The 16,528-nt window shown below is 71.9% G+C and carries 11 protein-coding genes; all 11 read left to right on the top strand.

What is annotated here, in order from left to right:
* Positions 1–23: 23 nt before the first annotated feature.
* The 11 genes from AC07PU_RS10120 (at position 24) to AC07PU_RS10070 (ending at position 16,518) form a co-directional block, all read left to right on the top strand.
* On the top strand, positions 24–1,079 hold the full coding sequence (locus tag AC07PU_RS10120; protein ID WP_057590616.1) for a branched-chain amino acid ABC transporter permease: 1,056 nt from the start codon (positions 24–26) through the stop codon (positions 1,077–1,079).
* Positions 1,076–2,860, top strand: a complete 1,785-nt coding sequence (locus tag AC07PU_RS10115) for a branched-chain amino acid ABC transporter ATP-binding protein/permease (RefSeq protein ID WP_495317129.1) — start codon at positions 1,076–1,078, stop codon at positions 2,858–2,860. The genes AC07PU_RS10120 and AC07PU_RS10115 overlap by 4 nt, the downstream gene beginning before the upstream one ends.
* Positions 2,857–3,597 (top strand): ABC transporter ATP-binding protein, encoded by a 741-nt coding sequence (locus AC07PU_RS10110; RefSeq protein ID WP_296781600.1) that lies wholly within the window; start codon positions 2,857–2,859, stop codon positions 3,595–3,597. Before AC07PU_RS10115 ends, AC07PU_RS10110 begins: the two co-directional genes overlap by 4 nt.
* On the top strand, positions 3,587–5,167 hold the full coding sequence (locus AC07PU_RS10105; protein WP_495317127.1) for an ATP-dependent acyl-CoA ligase: 1,581 nt from the start codon (positions 3,587–3,589) through the stop codon (positions 5,165–5,167). The genes AC07PU_RS10110 and AC07PU_RS10105 overlap by 11 nt, the downstream gene beginning before the upstream one ends.
* Positions 5,168–5,229: 62 nt before the next feature.
* Entirely contained in the window at positions 5,230–6,009 is a 780-nt protein-coding gene (locus AC07PU_RS10100; protein ID WP_057590612.1) for an SDR family NAD(P)-dependent oxidoreductase, read from the top strand.
* Positions 6,006–6,536 (top strand): MarR family winged helix-turn-helix transcriptional regulator, encoded by a 531-nt coding sequence (locus AC07PU_RS10095; RefSeq protein WP_093348989.1) that lies wholly within the window; start codon positions 6,006–6,008, stop codon positions 6,534–6,536. Before AC07PU_RS10100 ends, AC07PU_RS10095 begins: the two co-directional genes overlap by 4 nt.
* A gap of 3 nt (positions 6,537–6,539) precedes the next feature.
* Entirely contained in the window at positions 6,540–6,983 is a 444-nt protein-coding gene (locus tag AC07PU_RS10090; RefSeq protein ID WP_490878973.1) for an acyl-CoA thioesterase, read from the top strand.
* Between the two features lie 116 nt (positions 6,984–7,099).
* On the top strand, positions 7,100–7,744 hold the full coding sequence (locus tag AC07PU_RS10085) for a response regulator (protein WP_064262281.1): 645 nt from the start codon (positions 7,100–7,102) through the stop codon (positions 7,742–7,744).
* Positions 7,741–9,498 carry an ATP-binding response regulator gene (locus AC07PU_RS10080; RefSeq protein ID WP_093348994.1) on the top strand — a complete coding sequence of 586 codons (1,758 nt, stop codon included), beginning with the start codon at positions 7,741–7,743 and terminating at the stop codon, positions 9,496–9,498. Before AC07PU_RS10085 ends, AC07PU_RS10080 begins: the two co-directional genes overlap by 4 nt.
* A 63-nt stretch (positions 9,499–9,561) precedes the next feature.
* The gene (locus tag AC07PU_RS10075; RefSeq protein WP_495317123.1) at positions 9,562–15,648 is read left to right on the top strand and encodes an FAD-dependent oxidoreductase; all 6,087 of its coding nucleotides are present in this window, start codon (positions 9,562–9,564) and stop codon (positions 15,646–15,648) included.
* 132 nt (positions 15,649–15,780) lie between these two features.
* Entirely contained in the window at positions 15,781–16,518 is a 738-nt protein-coding gene (locus AC07PU_RS10070) for a hypothetical protein (protein WP_296781606.1), read from the top strand.
* Positions 16,519–16,528 lie beyond the last annotated feature (10 nt).

Here is a 16,528-nt window from a genome sequence, read left to right as displayed (position 1 = left end):
ATGACGAAGCGAAGGACTGTGCAATGACCTGGGACGTGGCCCTCATCCTGGGCATCGACGGGCTGGCCAACGGGGCCATCTACCTGCTGGCCGGGCTCGGCCTGGTGTTGATCTTCTCGGTGACCCGGGTGGTCTTCGTGCCCTTCGGCGACATCGCGGCCTTCGCCGCGCTGACGCTGGCGGCCTTCGAGACCGGCAAGCTGCCGCCGACCATCGGCCTGGTGGCCGTGCTCGCGGCGCTGGCCGTGCTGACCGAGGTCGGCAGCCTGGTGCGGCGCGGCGAGGCGCGGCGCATTCCGAAGGCCGTGCTGGCCTGGGGCGTGCTGCCGCTGGTGCCCTGCGCCATCGCCTGGGCCGCGGCGAGTGCCGGCGTGCCGGCGCCGGTGCAGCTCGCGGTGTCGGTGCTGCTGGTGGTGCCGGTGGCGCCGCTGCTGGCGCGCGTGGTGTTCCAGCCGATCGCCGATGCCTCGGTGCTGGTGCTGCTGATCGTCTCGCTGGCGCTGCACTTCCTGCTGTCGGGCCTGGGCCTGCTGTTCTTCGGGCCGGAAGGCTCGCGCACCAGCCCGCTGGCCTCGGGCACGCTCACGCTGGGCGACGGCTTCACCGTCAGCGGCCAGGTGATCCTGATGGTGGGCTCGGCGATCGTGCTCAGCGGCCTGTTCTTCCTGGTGTTCGAACGCACCGTGATGGGCAAGGCGCTGCGCGCCACCGCGGTCAATCGCGTCGGCGCGCGGCTGGTCGGCATCCGGCCCGCGCGCACCGCGCTCTTGGCCTACGGCTGCGCCTCGCTGCTGGCGGGGCTGATCGGCGTGCTGATCGCGCCGGTGACCACCATGTACTACGACTCGGGCTTCATCATCGGCCTCAAGGCCTTCGTGGCCGCGATCATCGGCGGCCTCGTGAGCTACCCGATGACCGCCATCGGCGCGCTGGCCGTCGGCGTGGTCGAGAGCTTCGCCTCGTTCTGGAGCGGCGCGCTCAAGGACGTGATCGTGTTCAGCCTGCTGATCCCGGTGCTGATGCTGCGCTCGTTCATGGCGCGGCACGTGGAAGAGGAAGAAGAGGAGGTGGACCAATGAACCGCCGTCCCCTGATCCTCTGCGCCGTGGTGATCGCCGCGCTGGCCGTGGTGCCGGCGCTGTTCGGCAGCTTCACGGTCTCGCTGCTCAACGACATCGGCATCGGCGCGCTGGTCGCGCTGGGGCTGGTGCTGCTCACGGGCGTGGGCGGCGCCACCTCCTTCGGGCAGGCGGCCTTCGTCGGCATCGCGGCCTACGCCACGGCCTGGCTCAGCACCACCCAGGGCTACTCGCCCTGGATCGGCCTCCTGTTCGCGCTGCTGCTGACCGGCCTCTCGGCGCTGGCCATCGGGCTGCTCACGCTGCGCCTGGGCGGGCATTTCCTGCCGCTGTCGACCATCGCCTGGGGGCTGTCGATCGCGATGCTGTTCGGCAACGTCGATGCGCTGGGCCGTCACACCGGGCTGTCGAACATCCCGCCGCTGTTCATCGGCGGCTGGTCGCTGGCCGATCCGCGCGCCATGTACTACCTGATCTGGGCGATCGTCGGGCTGGCCTTCCTGTTCAGCCACAACCTGCTGCGCTCGCGCCCGGGCCGCGCGATCCGCAGCCTGCGCGGCGGCGCGACCCTGCTGGCGAGCGTGGGCGCCGATGCCTACCGCGTGCGGCTGTCGCTGTTCGTCACGGCGGCGCTGTTCGCCGGGCTCGCGGGCTGGCTCTATGCGCACATGAACCGCTTCGTGAGCCCTTCGCCCTTCGACGTGCGCGCGAGCATCGAGTACCTGCTGATGGCGGTGGCCGGCGGGCTCGGCAGCCTGGTCGGCGCGCTGGTGGGCGCGGGCCTGGTGCTGGTGCTCAAGAACGGGCTGCAGGACGTGCTGCCGCTGATCACCCAGCGCGCCGGCCAGCTCGAGGCGGTGGCCTTCGCGGTGCTGTTCATCGCGCTGCTGCACTTCGCGCGCGGCGGGTTGATGGGCTTCGTGCGGCGGCTGCGCGGGCGCAAGGGCCCGGGCGCGGCGCGCCCACCCGCTGCGCCGCTGGCGGCGGTCGAACCGCTGCCGCACCGCGTGCTGCCGGCACGCGGCACGCCGATCCTCTCGGTGCAAGGCGCGGTCAAGCGCTTCGGCGGGCTGGTGGCGGTCAACGACGTGAGCTTCGATGTGGCGGCCGGCGAGATCGTGGGCCTGATCGGGCCCAACGGCGCCGGCAAGTCGACCATGTTCAACCTGCTGACCTGCACCCTGCCGATGACCTCGGGCAGCGTGCGCTTCCTGGGCCAGGACATCGCCGGCATGCCGCAGCGCGAGGTGGCGCGGCTCGGGCTGGCGCGCACCTTCCAGCACGTGAAGCTGCGCCCGCAGATGAGCCTGCTCGACAACGTGGCGCTGGGCGCGCATTCGCGCACGCGCTCGGGCGTGCTGCGCGCGGGGCTGCGGCTCGATCGCGCGGAGGAGCGGCAGATCTTGCAGGAGGCGCAGCGCCAGCTCGAGCGCATCGGCCTGGGCGACCGCGCGCACGAGCTCGCGGGCAGCCTGCCGTTGGGCACGCAGCGCATCCTCGAGATCGCGCGCGCGCTCGCGGCCGACCCGGTGCTGCTGGTGCTCGACGAGCCCGCGGCCGGCCTGCGCCGCAAGGAGAAGATGGCCCTGGGCGAGCTGCTGCGCAAGCTGCGCGACGAGGGCGTGACCATTCTGATCGTCGAACACGACATGGACTTCGTGATGAAACTCGTGGACCGCCTGGTGGTGATGAACTTCGGCGCCAAGCTGGTGGAGGGCGCGCCGGCCGCGGTGCGTGCCGACGAGCGGGTGCAGGCGGCCTACCTGGGGAGCGTGGCATGAGCACGACGACCCCGATGCTGGAGATCGGCGACCTGCATGTCTCGTACGGGCAGGTCGACGCGGTGCGCGGCGTGTCGCTCGCGATGCGGCCGGGCCAGATCGTCTCGGTGATCGGCCCCAACGGCGCCGGCAAGACCACGCTGCTCGCGGCCGCGATGGGCTTGCTGCCCTCGAAGGGCGTGCTGCGCTTCGAGGGCGAGGACCTGCACGGCCTCGACGTGGAGGCGCGCGTGGAGCGCGGCCTGTGCCTGGTGCCCGAGAAGCGCGAGCTGTTCGGCGAACTCTCGGTGCTCGACAACCTGCAGCTCGGTGCCTTCTCGCGCCGGCTGCGCGGCAGCGTGCTCAAGAGCCGGCTGCAGGGCGTGTACGACCGCTTCCCGCGGCTGGCCGAGCGCCGCGCGCAGCGCGCCGACACGCTCTCGGGCGGCGAGCGCCAGATGCTGGCCGTGGGGCGCGCGCTGATGTCCTCGCCGCGCCTGCTGATGCTCGACGAGCCCAGTCTCGGGCTGGCGCCGCTGATCGTGCGCGACATCCTCGCGATCGTGCGCAAGCTGCGCGAGGACGGGGTGTCGATCCTGCTGGTGGAGCAGAACGCGCGCGCCGCGCTCGAATCCTCCGACCACGGCTACGTGCTGGAAACCGGCGAGATCGCGCTCGATGGCGCCTCGCAGGACCTGGCCTGCGATCCGCGCGTGCAGGCCACCTACCTCGGCGGGGGCACGCACGATGAGGACTGAGCCGCCCGCGCTGCCGCCCGCGCGCCGCACCTTGCCGGCGATGCTCGAGCGGCAGGCGGCGCTGTTCGGCGACAGGCCGCTGCTCGCGATCGCGGGGCGGCAATGGGTGCACGCCGATGCGCGCGCGGCCGCCGCATCGCGCGCCGGCGCGCTGGCCGCGGCGGGCGTGGAACGTGGCGACCGCGTCGCGCTGATGAGCGGCAACCGGCTCGAGGTGCTCGAGACGCTCGGCGGCTGCGGCTGGCTGGGTGCTGCGATGGTGCCGATCAACACCGCCTCGATGGCGCCTCAGATCGAGTACTTCCTGGCCGACAGCGCGGCGCGGCTGCTGGTGATCGAGAGCGCCTTCCTCGACCGGCTGGCCGGCGTCGACCTCGCGCGCACCGCGCTGCGCACGGTGTGGGTGATCGGCGAGGGCGAGATCGCGCTCGAGGGCGTTGAGGTGAAGGCCTGGCCGGCGGAGGGCGAGGCGATCGCCGCGGCCGAGGTGCAGCCGGGCGACACGCTCGCGATCCTCTACACCTCGGGCACCACCGGCCCGGCCAAGGGCGTGACCTGCCCGCATGCGCAGTACTACTGGTGGGGCGTGAACAGCGCGGCCGTGCTCGGCGTGGGCGCCGACGACGTGCTGTGCACCACCTTGCCGCTGTTCCATATCAATGCGCTCAACACCTTCGCGCAGGCCGCGATCACCGGCTGCCGCGTGGTGTTCGAGGCGCGCTTCTCGGCCTCGGGCTTCTGGGAGTCGATGCGCGCGCACGAGGCCACGGTGGTCTACCTGCTGGGCGCGATGGTGCCGATCTTGCTGGCCCAGCCCGAGGGGCCGGGCGAGCGTGGGCACCGTGTGCGCGTGGGCCTGGGCCCGGGCGTGCCGGCGCATGCGATGCAGAGCTTTCTGGAGCGCACGGGCGTCCGGCTGCTCGAGGGCTACGGCTCGACCGAGACCAACTTCGTCATCAGCACCGCGCCCGATTCCGCGCGCGGCGGCGTGATGGGCTGGGTGCGCCCGGGCTTCGAGGCGCGCGTGGCCGACGCGCACGACGTCGAGCTGCCCGACGGCGAGGCCGGCGAACTGCTGCTGCGCGCGAGCGAGCCCCATGCCTTCGCGAGCGGCTACTTCAACATGCCGGCCAAGACCGTCGAGGCCTGGCGCAACCTGTGGTTCCACACCGGCGACCGCGTGGTGCGCGATGCCGACGGCGCCTTCCGCTTCGTCGACCGGCTCAAGGACGCGATCCGCCGGCGCGGCGAGAACATCTCCTCCTTCGAGGTCGAACAGGTGCTGCTGAGCCACCCGGGCGTGGCGGCGGTGGCGGTCTACCCGGTGCGCTCGGAGCTGGCCGAGGACGAGGTGATGGCGGCGTTGATCGCGCGCCCCGGCACGGCGGTGGAACCCGCCGAGCTCGCGGCTTTCTGCGAGGCGCGGCTGCCGTACTTCGCGGTGCCGCGCTACATCGACATCCTCGAGGACCTGCCGCGCACCGAGAACGGCAAGGTCCAGAAGTACAAGCTGCGCGAGCGCGGCGTGACGCCCGGCACCTGGGATCGGCAGCCGGCGCGGCGCAACTAGGCCGGCGGCCGGTGTCCAGGGCCGCAAAACGCTAGAATGGTTTAGGACTAAATATTATTGCCATGCAAGCAAATTCTCTTTCCGGCCGCCATGCCCTGGTCACCGGTGCCGCGCGCGGCATCGGCGCCGAGATCGCACGCACCCTCGCGGCCGAGGGCGCGGTGCTCACGCTGCTGGGGCGCGACCGCGAGGCGCTGCAGCGCGTGGCCGACACGCTGCCCGCCGCCGCCTCGCACCGCGTGGTGGCGGCCGACGTGGCCGACCCGGCGGCGGTGCAGCAGGCCTTCGCGCAGGCGCGCGCTGCGCTCGGGCCGCTCGCGATCCTGGTCAACAACGCCGGTGCGGCCGAGAGCGCGCCCTTCCTCAAGACCTCGGTCGAGCTCTGGCAGCGCATGCTGTCGGTCAACCTCACGGGCAGCTTCCTGTGCACCCAGGCGGCGCTGCCCGACATGCTCGAGGCCGGCTGGGGCCGCATCGTCAACATCGCCAGCACCGCGGGGCAGAAGGGCTATGCCTACGTCGCGGCCTACACCGCGGCCAAGCACGGCGTGATCGGGCTGACGCGCTCGCTGGCGCTCGAGGTGGCGCGCAAGGGCGTGACGGTGAACGCGGTCTGCCCGGGCTATACCGACACCGACATCCTGCGCAACAGCGTCGCCAACGTGGTCGGCAAGACCGGCCGCAGCGAGGCCGATGCGCTGGCGGAGTTCTCGAGCGTGAATCCGCAGCGCCGCATCGTGCAGCCCTCGGAGGTGGCCGACGCGGTGCGCTGGCTGTGCGGCGAGGGCGCGGCCTCGGTCAACGGGCAGTCGATCTCGGTCTCGGGCGGGGAGGTCACATGAAGCACAACGATGCCTCGCATGCCGCGCTGAGCGACGCCGAGGAACTGGGCCACGAGGCGCGCGCGCGCACCGAGGACCATGCGGCCCTCAAGCTGTGGCTGCGCATGCTGGCCAGCACCACCCAGATCGAGGCCGAGATCCGGCGCCGGCTGCGCGAGCGCTTCGGCATCTCGCTGGCGCGCTTCGACTACATGGCGCAGCTCTACCGCCACAAGGAAGGGCTGAAGATGCGCGTGCTCTCGCGCTACCTGATGGTGACTGGCGGCAACGTCACCGGCCTCACCGACGAGCTGGAGCGCGAGGGCGTGGTGGCGCGCGCGCCCAGCCCCGAGGACCGCCGGGCCTGGATCGTGAGCCTCACGCCCAAGGGACGGACCAGCTTCGAGGCGATGGCCAGCGAGCACGAGCAGTGGATCCTCGAGATGTTCTCGGGCCTGGACATGAAGACCATCAAGCAGATGCATGCCCAGCTCGGCGAGCTGCGCGTGCACGTGATGCGCAGCGAGCCCGCGGGCGAGGAGGGCTGAGCCATGGCCGAGACGCCCATGCGCTTCGCCGAGTTCAGCCGGCCGCGGCTGATCCGCTTCTCGGACTGCGATCCGGCCGGCATCGTCTTCTACCCGCAGTACTTCGTGATGCTCAACGGGCTGGTCGAGGACTGGGTCAACGAGGAACTGGGCATCGGCTACGACGCGCTGGTCACCGGCCGCCGCGTCGGGCTGCCGACCGTCAAGCTCGAGGCCGATTTCCGCGCCGTGAGCCGCATGGGCGACCGGGTGGCGCTGGGGCTGTCGGTCGAGCGGCTCGGTTCGCGCTCGCTGACGCTGCGGCTGCGCTGCTTCGAGCCGGTGTCGGGCGAAGTGCGTATGCAGGTCAGCCAGGTGCTGGTGACCACTTCGCTGGAAACCCACAGGGCGATCGAGATTCCGCCCGACCTGCGCGCGGCGATCCTGCGGGGAGCGGTGCCTTCTTAAGCCCCGGGGAATGTCGATCCCTCTAAAGGAGGAGTTCCCCCTGCTTGTACTACCAGCGTACTGCTCCCACAATTCCGGGCCTGGGAAAATAAGGCGGAGTTGAATGGGAACGGTTGATGAGAATTCTGCTGGTTGACGATCACGGCCTCGTGCGCGAGGGCGTGGCACTTCTTTTGCGCTCGCTCGATCCCAAGATCGGCGTGCACCAGACCGCCGACATCCACGATGCGATTGCGGCCATGCGCACGCACGGCCCGTTCGACATCGTGCTGCTCGACCTCGAGATGCCCGGCATGCGCGAGCTCGACTCGCTGCACCTGTTCCGCGGCCAGTTCCCCGAGCAGGCGGTGGTCGTGCTGTCGGCCAACGAAGACCCCAACACGGTGCGCCGCGCGATCGACGACGGCGCCATGGGCTACGTCAAGAAGTCGCTCGACCCGGCGACCATGATGCAGGCGCTGCGCGTGGTGCTCGACGACGGCATCTACGTGCCGCCGGTCTGCCTCGAGCCGCCGCGCACCGACGAGCCCTCGCCGGCCGACCGGCTCGCGAGCCTGCGGCTGTCGCCGCGCCAGGAGGAAGTGCTGCTGCGCCTGGCCCACGGCAAGTCGAACAAGGCGATCGCGCGCGAGCTCAACATCTCCGACACCACCGTGAAGTCGCACCTGAAGGTGGTGTTCGAGATCCTCGACGTCCACAGCCGCACCCAGGCCATGTACGAGCTCTCCCGCCTCGGCTGGCGCGCGATGGAAGCCGGATGAGGAACCGGGCCGCGGCGCTGGTCGCCGAGCAGGTCGGGTTGCTCGCGACCCAGTCGCGCAACGCCGTCCTCGGGCTGCTGGTCGGCTGCTCCTTCGTTTCCGCGATCCTGGCGCGGCACGTCTCGTGGGTGCTGATCGGCGCCTGGCTGGCGCTGTTCATCGGCGCCAACGCCTACCGCATGCGGCTGGGCGCGCGCCTGCTGAGCGACCGCGAGCCGCGTGACGCCGCGGCGCTGCGCAAGTTCTTCTACATCGCGCTGATCAACGGCATCTGGATCGGCCTGCTGCCCGTGATGTTCTTCGGCGTGCTGCCCGACGAGTCGCGGCTCGCGCTGACCGTGATCGTGCTGCTCGCGGCGGCCGGCGGCGCCGCCACCTATGCCTCGTTCGCGCGCGGCTACCTGTGCTTCCTGCTGGTCGGGGTGCCGCTGGTGGCGCTGGGCTGGGGGCTGCACGGCGGCCCGCGCGCCTGGGCGGTGGTGCTGTCGCTGCTGATGTACGCGGTGGTGATGGCGCGCTTCTCGACCTACCTCGCGAGCGTGTTCGAGCGCTCGGTGCTGATCCGCTTCGAGGCCGACGCGCAGCGCGAGCAGGCCGAGCGGATGCGCGTGATCGCCGAGGAGGAGCGCGGCAAGGCGGTGGAAGCGCGTCACGCGGCCGAGGAGGCGAGCCTGTCGAAGTCGCGCTTCCTGGCCAATGCCAGCCACGACCTGCGCCAGCCGGCCCAGGCGCTCGCGCTCTACACGGCGGTGCTGACGCACAACGCCGAGACCGACGAGCAGCGCCAGATCGCGCGCAGCATCGCCGAGGCCAGCCGCGTGCTGGGCGACCTGCTCGACAACCTGCTCGACATGTCGCGCCTCGACGCCGGCGCGGTGCAGCCGCGCGCGCAGGCGGTCGACATCGGCCAGATGCTGGCGCGCCAGGGCACCGAGGCACGCGCCATGCTGGCCGGGCGCAACGTGCGGGTGGAAGTGGAGGGCGGCGCCTTCGTGGCCCAGACCGACCCGGTGCTGCTCGAACGCGCGCTGCGCAACATCGTCGGCAACGCGGTGAAGTTCACCGCCTCGGGACTGATCGCCATCCGCGCCCACATCGTCGGCCCGGTGATCCGCTTCGAGGTCGAGGACACCGGCCAGGGCATCGCGAGCGAGCACCAGACGCTGATCTTCGAGGAGTTCTTCCAGGTCGACAACAAGGAGCGCGACCGGGCCCGCGGCCTCGGCCTGGGGTTGTCGATCGTGCGCCGGCTGATCCACATGCTCGGCGGCGAGGTGAAGGTGGAATCGGCGGCCGGCAAGGGCTCGAAGTTCACGCTGACCATTCCCGCGCTGTTCACGCGCGCGCCCGACGAGTCCGACCTGCGGCCGCGCCCCTCGGTTCCGATGCCCGACCTGCGCGGCCGGCGCGTGCTGGTGATCGACGACGAACAGATGGTGAGCAACAGCCTGAGCGCGCTGCTCCAGACCTGGGGTGCCGACGTCGACACCGCCGACGGCCTGCATGCCGCGCTCGCCCTCGGGCCGCCCGGCAACTGGCAGCTGTGCCTGTGCGACCTGCGCCTGCGCGGCGGCGAGGACGGCATCTCCACGGCGGCGCGGCTCAGCCGCGACGCGCCCGACCTGCCGATCGTCTTCATCACGGGCGACACGGCCCCCGGGCGCATCGAGCAGGCGACCCGCACCGGCCGGCCACTGATGCACAAACCGGTGGACGAACTCCAGCTGGCCAGACAGGTGCGCGCCTTGCTCTGAGCCCGACCGCCCAGGCTCACCGTCGGCGGGCCACGATTTCCTTTCTCTCGCTCCCGCCGTCCCATGTTCTCGCCCACCGCGCAGCCGCTGTCCATTCCCTTCGACGAATGGAAGCCCCCCGAGCCGCTGCAGCTCGATGCCGTCGTGATCGGCTCGGGCTATGGCGGCAGCGTGGCCGCGCTGCGGCTCGCGCAGGCCGGGCGGCGCGTGGTGCTGCTCGAGCGCGGCTCGGAGTTCCTGCCGGGCGAATTCGCCAACGACGTGGGCCAGCTGCCCAAGTACCTGCGCTTCCAGGGCCCGCAGGGGCCGATGGGCAGCCCCTGCGGCCTGTTCGAATGGCGCGCCGGACCGGGCATGGTCTCGCTGGTGGCCAACGGCTTCGGCGGCGGCAGCTTGATCAATGCCGGCGTGCTGGTGCAGCCCGACGACGACGTCTTCGCCCAGCCCGCGTGGCCGGCCCAGATCCGCCATGCGCTCGACGACGACAAGCCCGGCCTGCGCCTGCCGTCGGCCTTCGTGCGCGCCAAGGAACAGCTGCAGGGCACGCGCTTCTCGATCCGCAGCGCGAACGGCGCCGAGGCCGAGCCGCTGCCCAAGTCGCAGGCCCTGGTGAAGCTCTGCGAGACGCTGCAGCGCGACAAGACGCTGCGCAAGCACGCGCCACGGGTGCACACGGCGGAGCTGACCATCGATCCGGCACGCTGCAGCCACTGCGGCGACTGCTTCACCGGCTGCAACACGCCCGGCGCCAAGCACACCCTGCCCACCACCTACCTGAAGCAGGCGGGCGAGCGGGGCGTGCAGTTCGTCAGCCGCTGCACGGTCTACGCACTCGAGCCGCAGCGCAACACCGGCCGCTGGCGCTTCACCGCGGTGGAGACCGAACGCAGCCGCGACCTGCGCAACATGGCCGACCTGGTGGAGCAGCACGGCCGCACCTTCGAGGCCGCGCTGGTGGTGGTCGCGGCCGGCACCTTCGGCAGCACCGAGCTGCTGATGCGTTCGCAGAAGGTGCACGAGCATTTCACGCTGTCGCCCACGCTGGGCACGCGCGTGAGCGCGAACGGCGACAGCGTGAGCGTGATCGCCGACCTCGAGACGCCGGTGAACAACGTGGGCCGCGGCGCGATCCCCGAGGCCAAGGCCGGGCCACCCGTGGGGCCGACGATCACCACGCTGCTCGACCTGCGCGGCAGCGGCGACGACCGGCCGCCGCTGCAGGACCGCGTGATGCTGCAGGACGGCGCGGTGCCCGGCCCGCTGTCGCGCCTGTACGAGGAGATGCTGGCCATCGCCTGGACCCTGCGCCACATCGGCGCGCGGGCACCGGCGCCGCGCGCGCATGGCCGCGGCATCGATCCGCTGGCCGCCTCGCCCGAGCTCGCCGCCCACAGCCAGCTGCTGCTGGCGATGGGCCACGACAGCTCGCAGGGGCGGGCGGTCTGGGTGCCCGAGATGGACGGCATCGCGCCCTACTGGCCGCGGCCGCAGGAGGCGCGCACCTACGCCGCGCAACAGCGTTTCTTCGACGCGGGCACGAAGTGCGATGGCGTGCACATGCACCTGCCGACCTGGCAGGCGCTGCCGCCGGGTGCCGCCACCTTGCTGTCGGGGCCGAAGCCCGACCCGTTCGCGATGACGGTGCACCCGCTCGGCGGCTGCCCGATGGGCGACAACCACGACTCGGGCGTGGTCGACCACCTGGGGCGGGTCTGGCGCGGCGACAACGAGCTCTGGCACGGCCTCCACGTGCTCGACGGCTCGATCGTTCCGACCTCGCTGGGCTGCAATCCGCTGTGGACCATCACCGCGCTGGCGGAGCGCGCGATGGCGCACCTGGCCCCCGGACTGCGCGTGGCCGGCCCGACCGCCACACCGACGCCCGTGCCGCAGCGCGGCCTGCCGCGCTCCACCGCGGGCTGGTCGCGGTCCGGACCGATGCGGGTCGAGGCCCGCGCGCGCGAGCGGCTGGAGTGCCGCGCGCTGCCGCTGCAGGGGCCGCTGCGTCGCATGCTGGGCACGCCGACGGCGGACTGCGACATGGTGGTCAGCATGCACACCTTCGACTGGCAGCAGCTGTGGAACGATGCGCGACATCGCTTCACGGGCGTGCGCGGGCTGCTGCGCTTCGAACCCCTGGTCGAGGGCGCGGCGCCCGATGCCAGGCCGGCCAGCGAGCGCTTCGTCAACTACAAGATCCGCGGCGGCGCGGTCTCCATCCTCGCGGTGGAGCCTGGCGGTCCGTTCGCGACCCTGCGGCGCATCGCCAGCCTGCCGCGCACGGTGCTGACCTGGTTCACCTTGCGCGGTTACCTCGACTGGCGGCGCGGCGACACCGAGATCACCCTCGAGCGCAGCCGCAACATGTTCTGGGCCTGGTGGGCCGCCACCGAGATCCGGCACGTGGAATACGACCTCAGGCTGACGCTGCGCCCGGGCGGCATGCCCCGGCCCGATCCGGTCCGGCGCCTGCGGCTGCGCGGCACCAAGGAGGTCGTCTATGCCGCGAGCTGGCCGCAGCTCGTGGTGCATGGCGCGCAGCGGCTGTGGCAGTGGGGGTGGGCGGCCGACCGGCCGGGCAAGGTCACACCGGCCGACCTGCGGCCCGACCTGTTCACCCAGCTCACCTGCCCGGTCATCACGCTCGATGCCGACGACCGGCCCGCGCCCTGGTGGTCGCCGTGGCGCAACCGCGCTGCGAAAGCGCACTTCGCCTTCGACGTGGCGCGCGCGGTGCGCGACACGCCGATCGAGCTGCTCGGCGGCGCCGACGCCAGCTCGGCGATGGGCACGCTGGTGGCCTATCCGGCGCTGCTCGCGCGCTTCGCGCTGCAGACGCGCATGCTCGATTTCCGGCTGCCCGACTACAGCGACAGCCCGCTGGTCGACATGGCCAGCCCCGAGGACCTGAAGCTGCGCGGCGAGGCCTGCGGCAGCACGCAGGGCGACGTCCATCCGCAGGCGCATTCGTTGTGGGTGCGGCGCGGCCGCTCGTCGAGCGACGACGGCACCGAGGCGGTGGAGAACGTGCAGCTCCGGCTGTGGCGCTACCGGCGGCCGGACGCCGACGGGTTGCCGGAATTCGTGGGCGGAACGTGGTGCGGCGTGCCCGTGCGGCGCGCGCGCTCGGTGCTGCTGACCCATGCCTTCGGCATGTCGGGCCACACCTTCACCTTCAAGGGCACGACGCAGAACTTCGCCGAGTATCTCTACAGCCTGGGCTGGGAGGTCTGGGTGCTCGACACCCGGCTGAGCCCGCGCTCGCGGGCCTCGCAGGAACCGGGTACCGCGGACCAGGTCGCGATGATCGACATTCCGCAGGCGGTCGATTTCGTGCTCGACCTGCTGCGCAGCGAGCGCGACCGGGTCGTCGGTCCCGAGGCCGGGCTGCCGCTGCAGCTCCATGCCTTCGGCCAGTGCCTCGGTGCGGCGGCCTTCCAGATGGCGCTGCTGGCGGGGCGGCTGTCCTATCCGATCGAGAACGCCGGCTACGTGTCGGCCACGGGCGTGCGCCCGCTGCTGCCGAAGCTCGCAGGCCTGGTGAGCGCGCAGACGCACCTGTTCACGGTGGGCTCGCGCTCCTCACAGGGCAAGACCTGGCTGCCGGCCTTCATCCGCAACCTGGCGGGCCGCACCACGGTGCCGCTGGCGGTGCGCGGGCCGGTGGAGTCGCTGGTCGAATCGCTGGTCGATCGCCTGTTCGCGGCGTTGCCGGTGCCGCCCGGCGAGCACTGCCCGGGCGAAGGCACGCTGGGCCGGCCGCACGACGACGATTGCGCGACCTGCAGGCGCGTGCGCTTCCTCGATGCCGAGCTGTTCAAGCACCGCAACCTCAACGCCCAAACCCACCGCGAACTGCCCAAGCTGTTCGGCAATGCCTCGGTGCGCGTGTTCGCGCATGCGGCGCGCTTCGTGGAGTACGAGCGGCTGGTCAGCGAGGACGGCTTCAACGTCTACGCCAACGACAGCGCGATCGCGCGCCACATGGCGCTGCCGGTGCGCTTCGTGCACGGCTGCGAGAACGAGCTGTTCGACAAGGAAGGGGCGCTGCGTTCGTCGCTGCAGTTCGCGCAGATCCATCCCGAATGGGTGCCGCTGTTCGGCAAGGCGGCCGATGGGCAGCCGCCGCACATGTGCGACCTGCTCGTGGGCTATGGCCACCTCGATCCGCTGATCGGCCAGACGGCGATGGATCGCGTCGGCGGCGAGGCCAGTCCCTACGAGCGGCTGGCCGCCTTGCTGAACCAGGCCTGGGAGGCGCAGGCGCACGGCCCGGCCCTCTCTCCGTCGGAGAGCGATGAGGCGCTCCCGCCGGCGAGCCCGCATCCGAACCACGAGGTGCGCTTTCCGCGCGCCGGCCCCTGGGTCGGGCCGATCGAGCCGATGGAGGTCGATCCGCAGCTCGCCCTGTACTGCGCCATGCCGCCGGGCCCGGCGCGCAGCGTGCGCGTGGCCTTCGTGGTCGACGACACCGCCGCCGATGCACTGCTGAGCCGCGGGCTGGCGGCCAGCGCCATCGTGCATCTGGCGCAGCGCGTCTATCGGGTGCCGCTGGAGATCGTCGACTTTCCCGCGCCGATGGTGGCGCGCGACGGCTTCCTGCTGCCGCCGTCGCGGCGCCCCTGGGTGCTCGGCAGCGCCCAGGGCCGCACCGACGGCAGCAGCGCGATCCGCGTCGCCTGCGGCAGCATTCCGCTGCCCGAGGGCGGGGCGTGGGAGCGAGCGCGCATCGAGTGCGTCTCGCACGCGCCCGCGCTCGATGCACGGACCGCCAGCCGGCCGCTGCAGCGATTGCCCGACGAGGTCGCGGAGGGGCCGCCGGTGGCGTTCTCGGCCGCCGCGGAGGCGGCCGAGCTGATGGCGCTGCAGGGCTCGATCCGCTTCGCGGCCGAAGCGGCGCTGCGCGAGCGCGAGGTGGGGCGCGGGCCCTTTCCCGCCTCGCTGTCGCACCAGCGCCGCAATGCGCCGCTGGCGGAGCATCGCTGGATCCGCCTCAGGCAACGCATGCTGGCCGAGCGCGACGGCGCGCTCTGCATCGCCATCGGGAGCTGCAGCTACCCGGGCTTCTCCTTCGACAGCGAGCCGGCCTCGGCCTCGTTCGAGCGGCTGTTGAAGACGGTGCGCAGGCTGGGGCCGGGCGGCCCCGAGATGCTGTTCATGCTGGGCGACCAGATCTATGCCGATGCGACCGGCGGCATCATCGATTCGACCAACCCGGTCGAGCGCTACACCGACCGCCACCAGCGGGCCTTCGCGCGGCCCGCGCTGCAGAAGCTGCTGGCGCGGGTGCCGTCGGTGTGCACGGTGGACGACCACGAGTTCACCGACAACTACCCGCTGGCCCGCTCGCTGTTCAAGCCGCATCTCTCGCGTTGCGGCTACAGCCAGTTGCGCGAGGAACATGCACTGCGGGCCGCGAAGAGCGCGCTGACCGCCTACCAGCTGATGCACGGCACCGAGAGCATGCGTCGCTTCGGTTTCGCGCGCTACGAGCGCGGCGGCGTGCGCTTCTTCGTGGCCGACACGCGGCGCTGGCGCAAGGCGGCGGAGCACAGCGAGCCGGGCAAGCCGGTCGCGGCGCGCACGGTGTCGGACGAAGCGCGCGCGGCCTTCCATGCCTGGGTGGAGGAGGGCCGTCACAGCGACGCCTTCCATTGCCTGCTCACGGGCAGCGTGCTGCTGCCCGGGCTGGTGCCGGGCTGCGATCCCGCGAACCCCGGCCCGCCCGACTCGATGCAGGCCGCGCCGGCCGAACGCGCCGAGCTGCTGGGTCAACTGGCCGATGCGGTGCCGGGGCGCTTCGCCTGCATCTCGGGCGACTACCACCTGAGCTTCTCGGGCGCGGTCACGGTGGATGGCAAGCGCGTCGGCGCGGTGATGCTCGCGCCGGCTTTCTACGCGCCCTTGCCCTATGCCAACTGCTCGCCCGGCGATCTTTGGCTCGACGAGGCCCTGCCATTGCCGGGCGGCCGCACGCTGCGCCTCGAGGCGATCGATGGCGAACTGCCGCAGCGCGGATCGGGCTATGGCCTGCTGCGCTTCGAGCGGCACGCCGGGGGATGGACGGCCGCGCTGTCGACCGACCTGCTGGTGCTCGAGGAGGGCACGACCCGGCAGCGCTTCGACTGGCCGAGCGTCGACCTCCGGTAGCGCCGCGCGGCGTTCTCCCCCAATTGGGGCATGCGCGCGGCACGGCGATGAACTCCAATTCCCGCATGCCGTTCAGCAGGGCCCGTGGGGCCCGCGTGCGGCGCGTTGCAGTCTTCCAAAAAGAAAGCGCTCATGCCGGGACGGTTGGTTTCGATCGATGTGCCCTCGATCTACAAGGTGGCAGGCCAGTGGCTCGCGCTGCCGCGGCCGATGGCCTGGTGCACGCCCGACACGCGGCGCGCGCTCGCCGGCATCCGCAAGGAGGTCGAGCGCCGCGGCGGTCGCCTGCTGCTGTCCGACCTGTTCCATGACCGGACCGCCGAGTCCGGCCGGCCATCGTCCTTCGGTGCCTGCACGGGCGACGGCATGCACGAGGCCGGCCGCGCCTTCGATGTCGACCTTGGCGCGCTGCGCCTGCCGCTGGCCGAGTTCTGGGCGCTGGCGCGCGGCTTCGGCGTGGTGCCGATCCACCGCACGCCCGACCCGGCGCTCAGCGAGGCCTGGCATTTCGAATGCCGCGGCAGCCATCAGCGCGTGTACGACCAGCATGCGTCGAAGCCCGCGGGCCTGTTCAGGACGCCGTACCTCGCGATGGCCGCCAGCGCGACCCTCGCGGCCGGCCTGCCGCACGACCTGTTCATCCACAACGCCGACGAGGCGCGCCTGCAGAGCGGCCTGATCCGCCTGGGGCACGACATCGGCGGCATCGATGGCCTGATCGGCTTCCGCTCGATGCGGGCGCTGCGGGCCCTGGCCCTCGATGGCCTGTCGCTCGAGGCTCAGCTGAGCGGCGTCGAGTGGTGGTTGCGGGGGATGTACCCCGCGGAGTACGGCGACGCGGAGTCGATGGAGACGGCGCTTGCGGCCTGAGCTTCCGGGG

The sequence above is a fragment of the Variovorax sp. GW821-FHT10D07 genome (assembly GCF_059415325.1).
Note: the sequence above shows the minus strand (reverse complement) of the source record. Positions and strands in the feature narration are given on the sequence as shown.

Excerpts from the sequence above, each read along its gene's own strand:
- AC07PU_RS10120 (WP_057590616.1), top strand. The coding sequence starts at position 24 with ATGACCTGGGACGTGGCCCTCATCCTGGGCATCGACGGGCTGGCCAAC.
- AC07PU_RS10115 (WP_495317129.1), top strand. The coding sequence starts at position 1,076 with ATGAACCGCCGTCCCCTGATCCTCTGCGCCGTGGTGATCGCCGCGCTG.
- AC07PU_RS10110 (WP_296781600.1), top strand. The coding sequence starts at position 2,857 with ATGAGCACGACGACCCCGATGCTGGAGATCGGCGACCTGCATGTCTCG.
- AC07PU_RS10105 (WP_495317127.1), top strand. The coding sequence starts at position 3,587 with ATGAGGACTGAGCCGCCCGCGCTGCCGCCCGCGCGCCGCACCTTGCCG.
- AC07PU_RS10100 (WP_057590612.1), top strand. The coding sequence starts at position 5,230 with ATGCAAGCAAATTCTCTTTCCGGCCGCCATGCCCTGGTCACCGGTGCC.
- AC07PU_RS10095 (WP_093348989.1), top strand. The coding sequence starts at position 6,006 with ATGAAGCACAACGATGCCTCGCATGCCGCGCTGAGCGACGCCGAGGAA.
- AC07PU_RS10090 (WP_490878973.1), top strand. The coding sequence starts at position 6,540 with ATGGCCGAGACGCCCATGCGCTTCGCCGAGTTCAGCCGGCCGCGGCTG.
- AC07PU_RS10085 (WP_064262281.1), top strand. The coding sequence starts at position 7,100 with ATGAGAATTCTGCTGGTTGACGATCACGGCCTCGTGCGCGAGGGCGTG.
- AC07PU_RS10080 (WP_093348994.1), top strand. The coding sequence starts at position 7,741 with ATGAGGAACCGGGCCGCGGCGCTGGTCGCCGAGCAGGTCGGGTTGCTC.
- AC07PU_RS10075 (WP_495317123.1), top strand. The coding sequence starts at position 9,562 with ATGTTCTCGCCCACCGCGCAGCCGCTGTCCATTCCCTTCGACGAATGG.
- AC07PU_RS10070 (WP_296781606.1), top strand. The coding sequence starts at position 15,781 with ATGCCGGGACGGTTGGTTTCGATCGATGTGCCCTCGATCTACAAGGTG.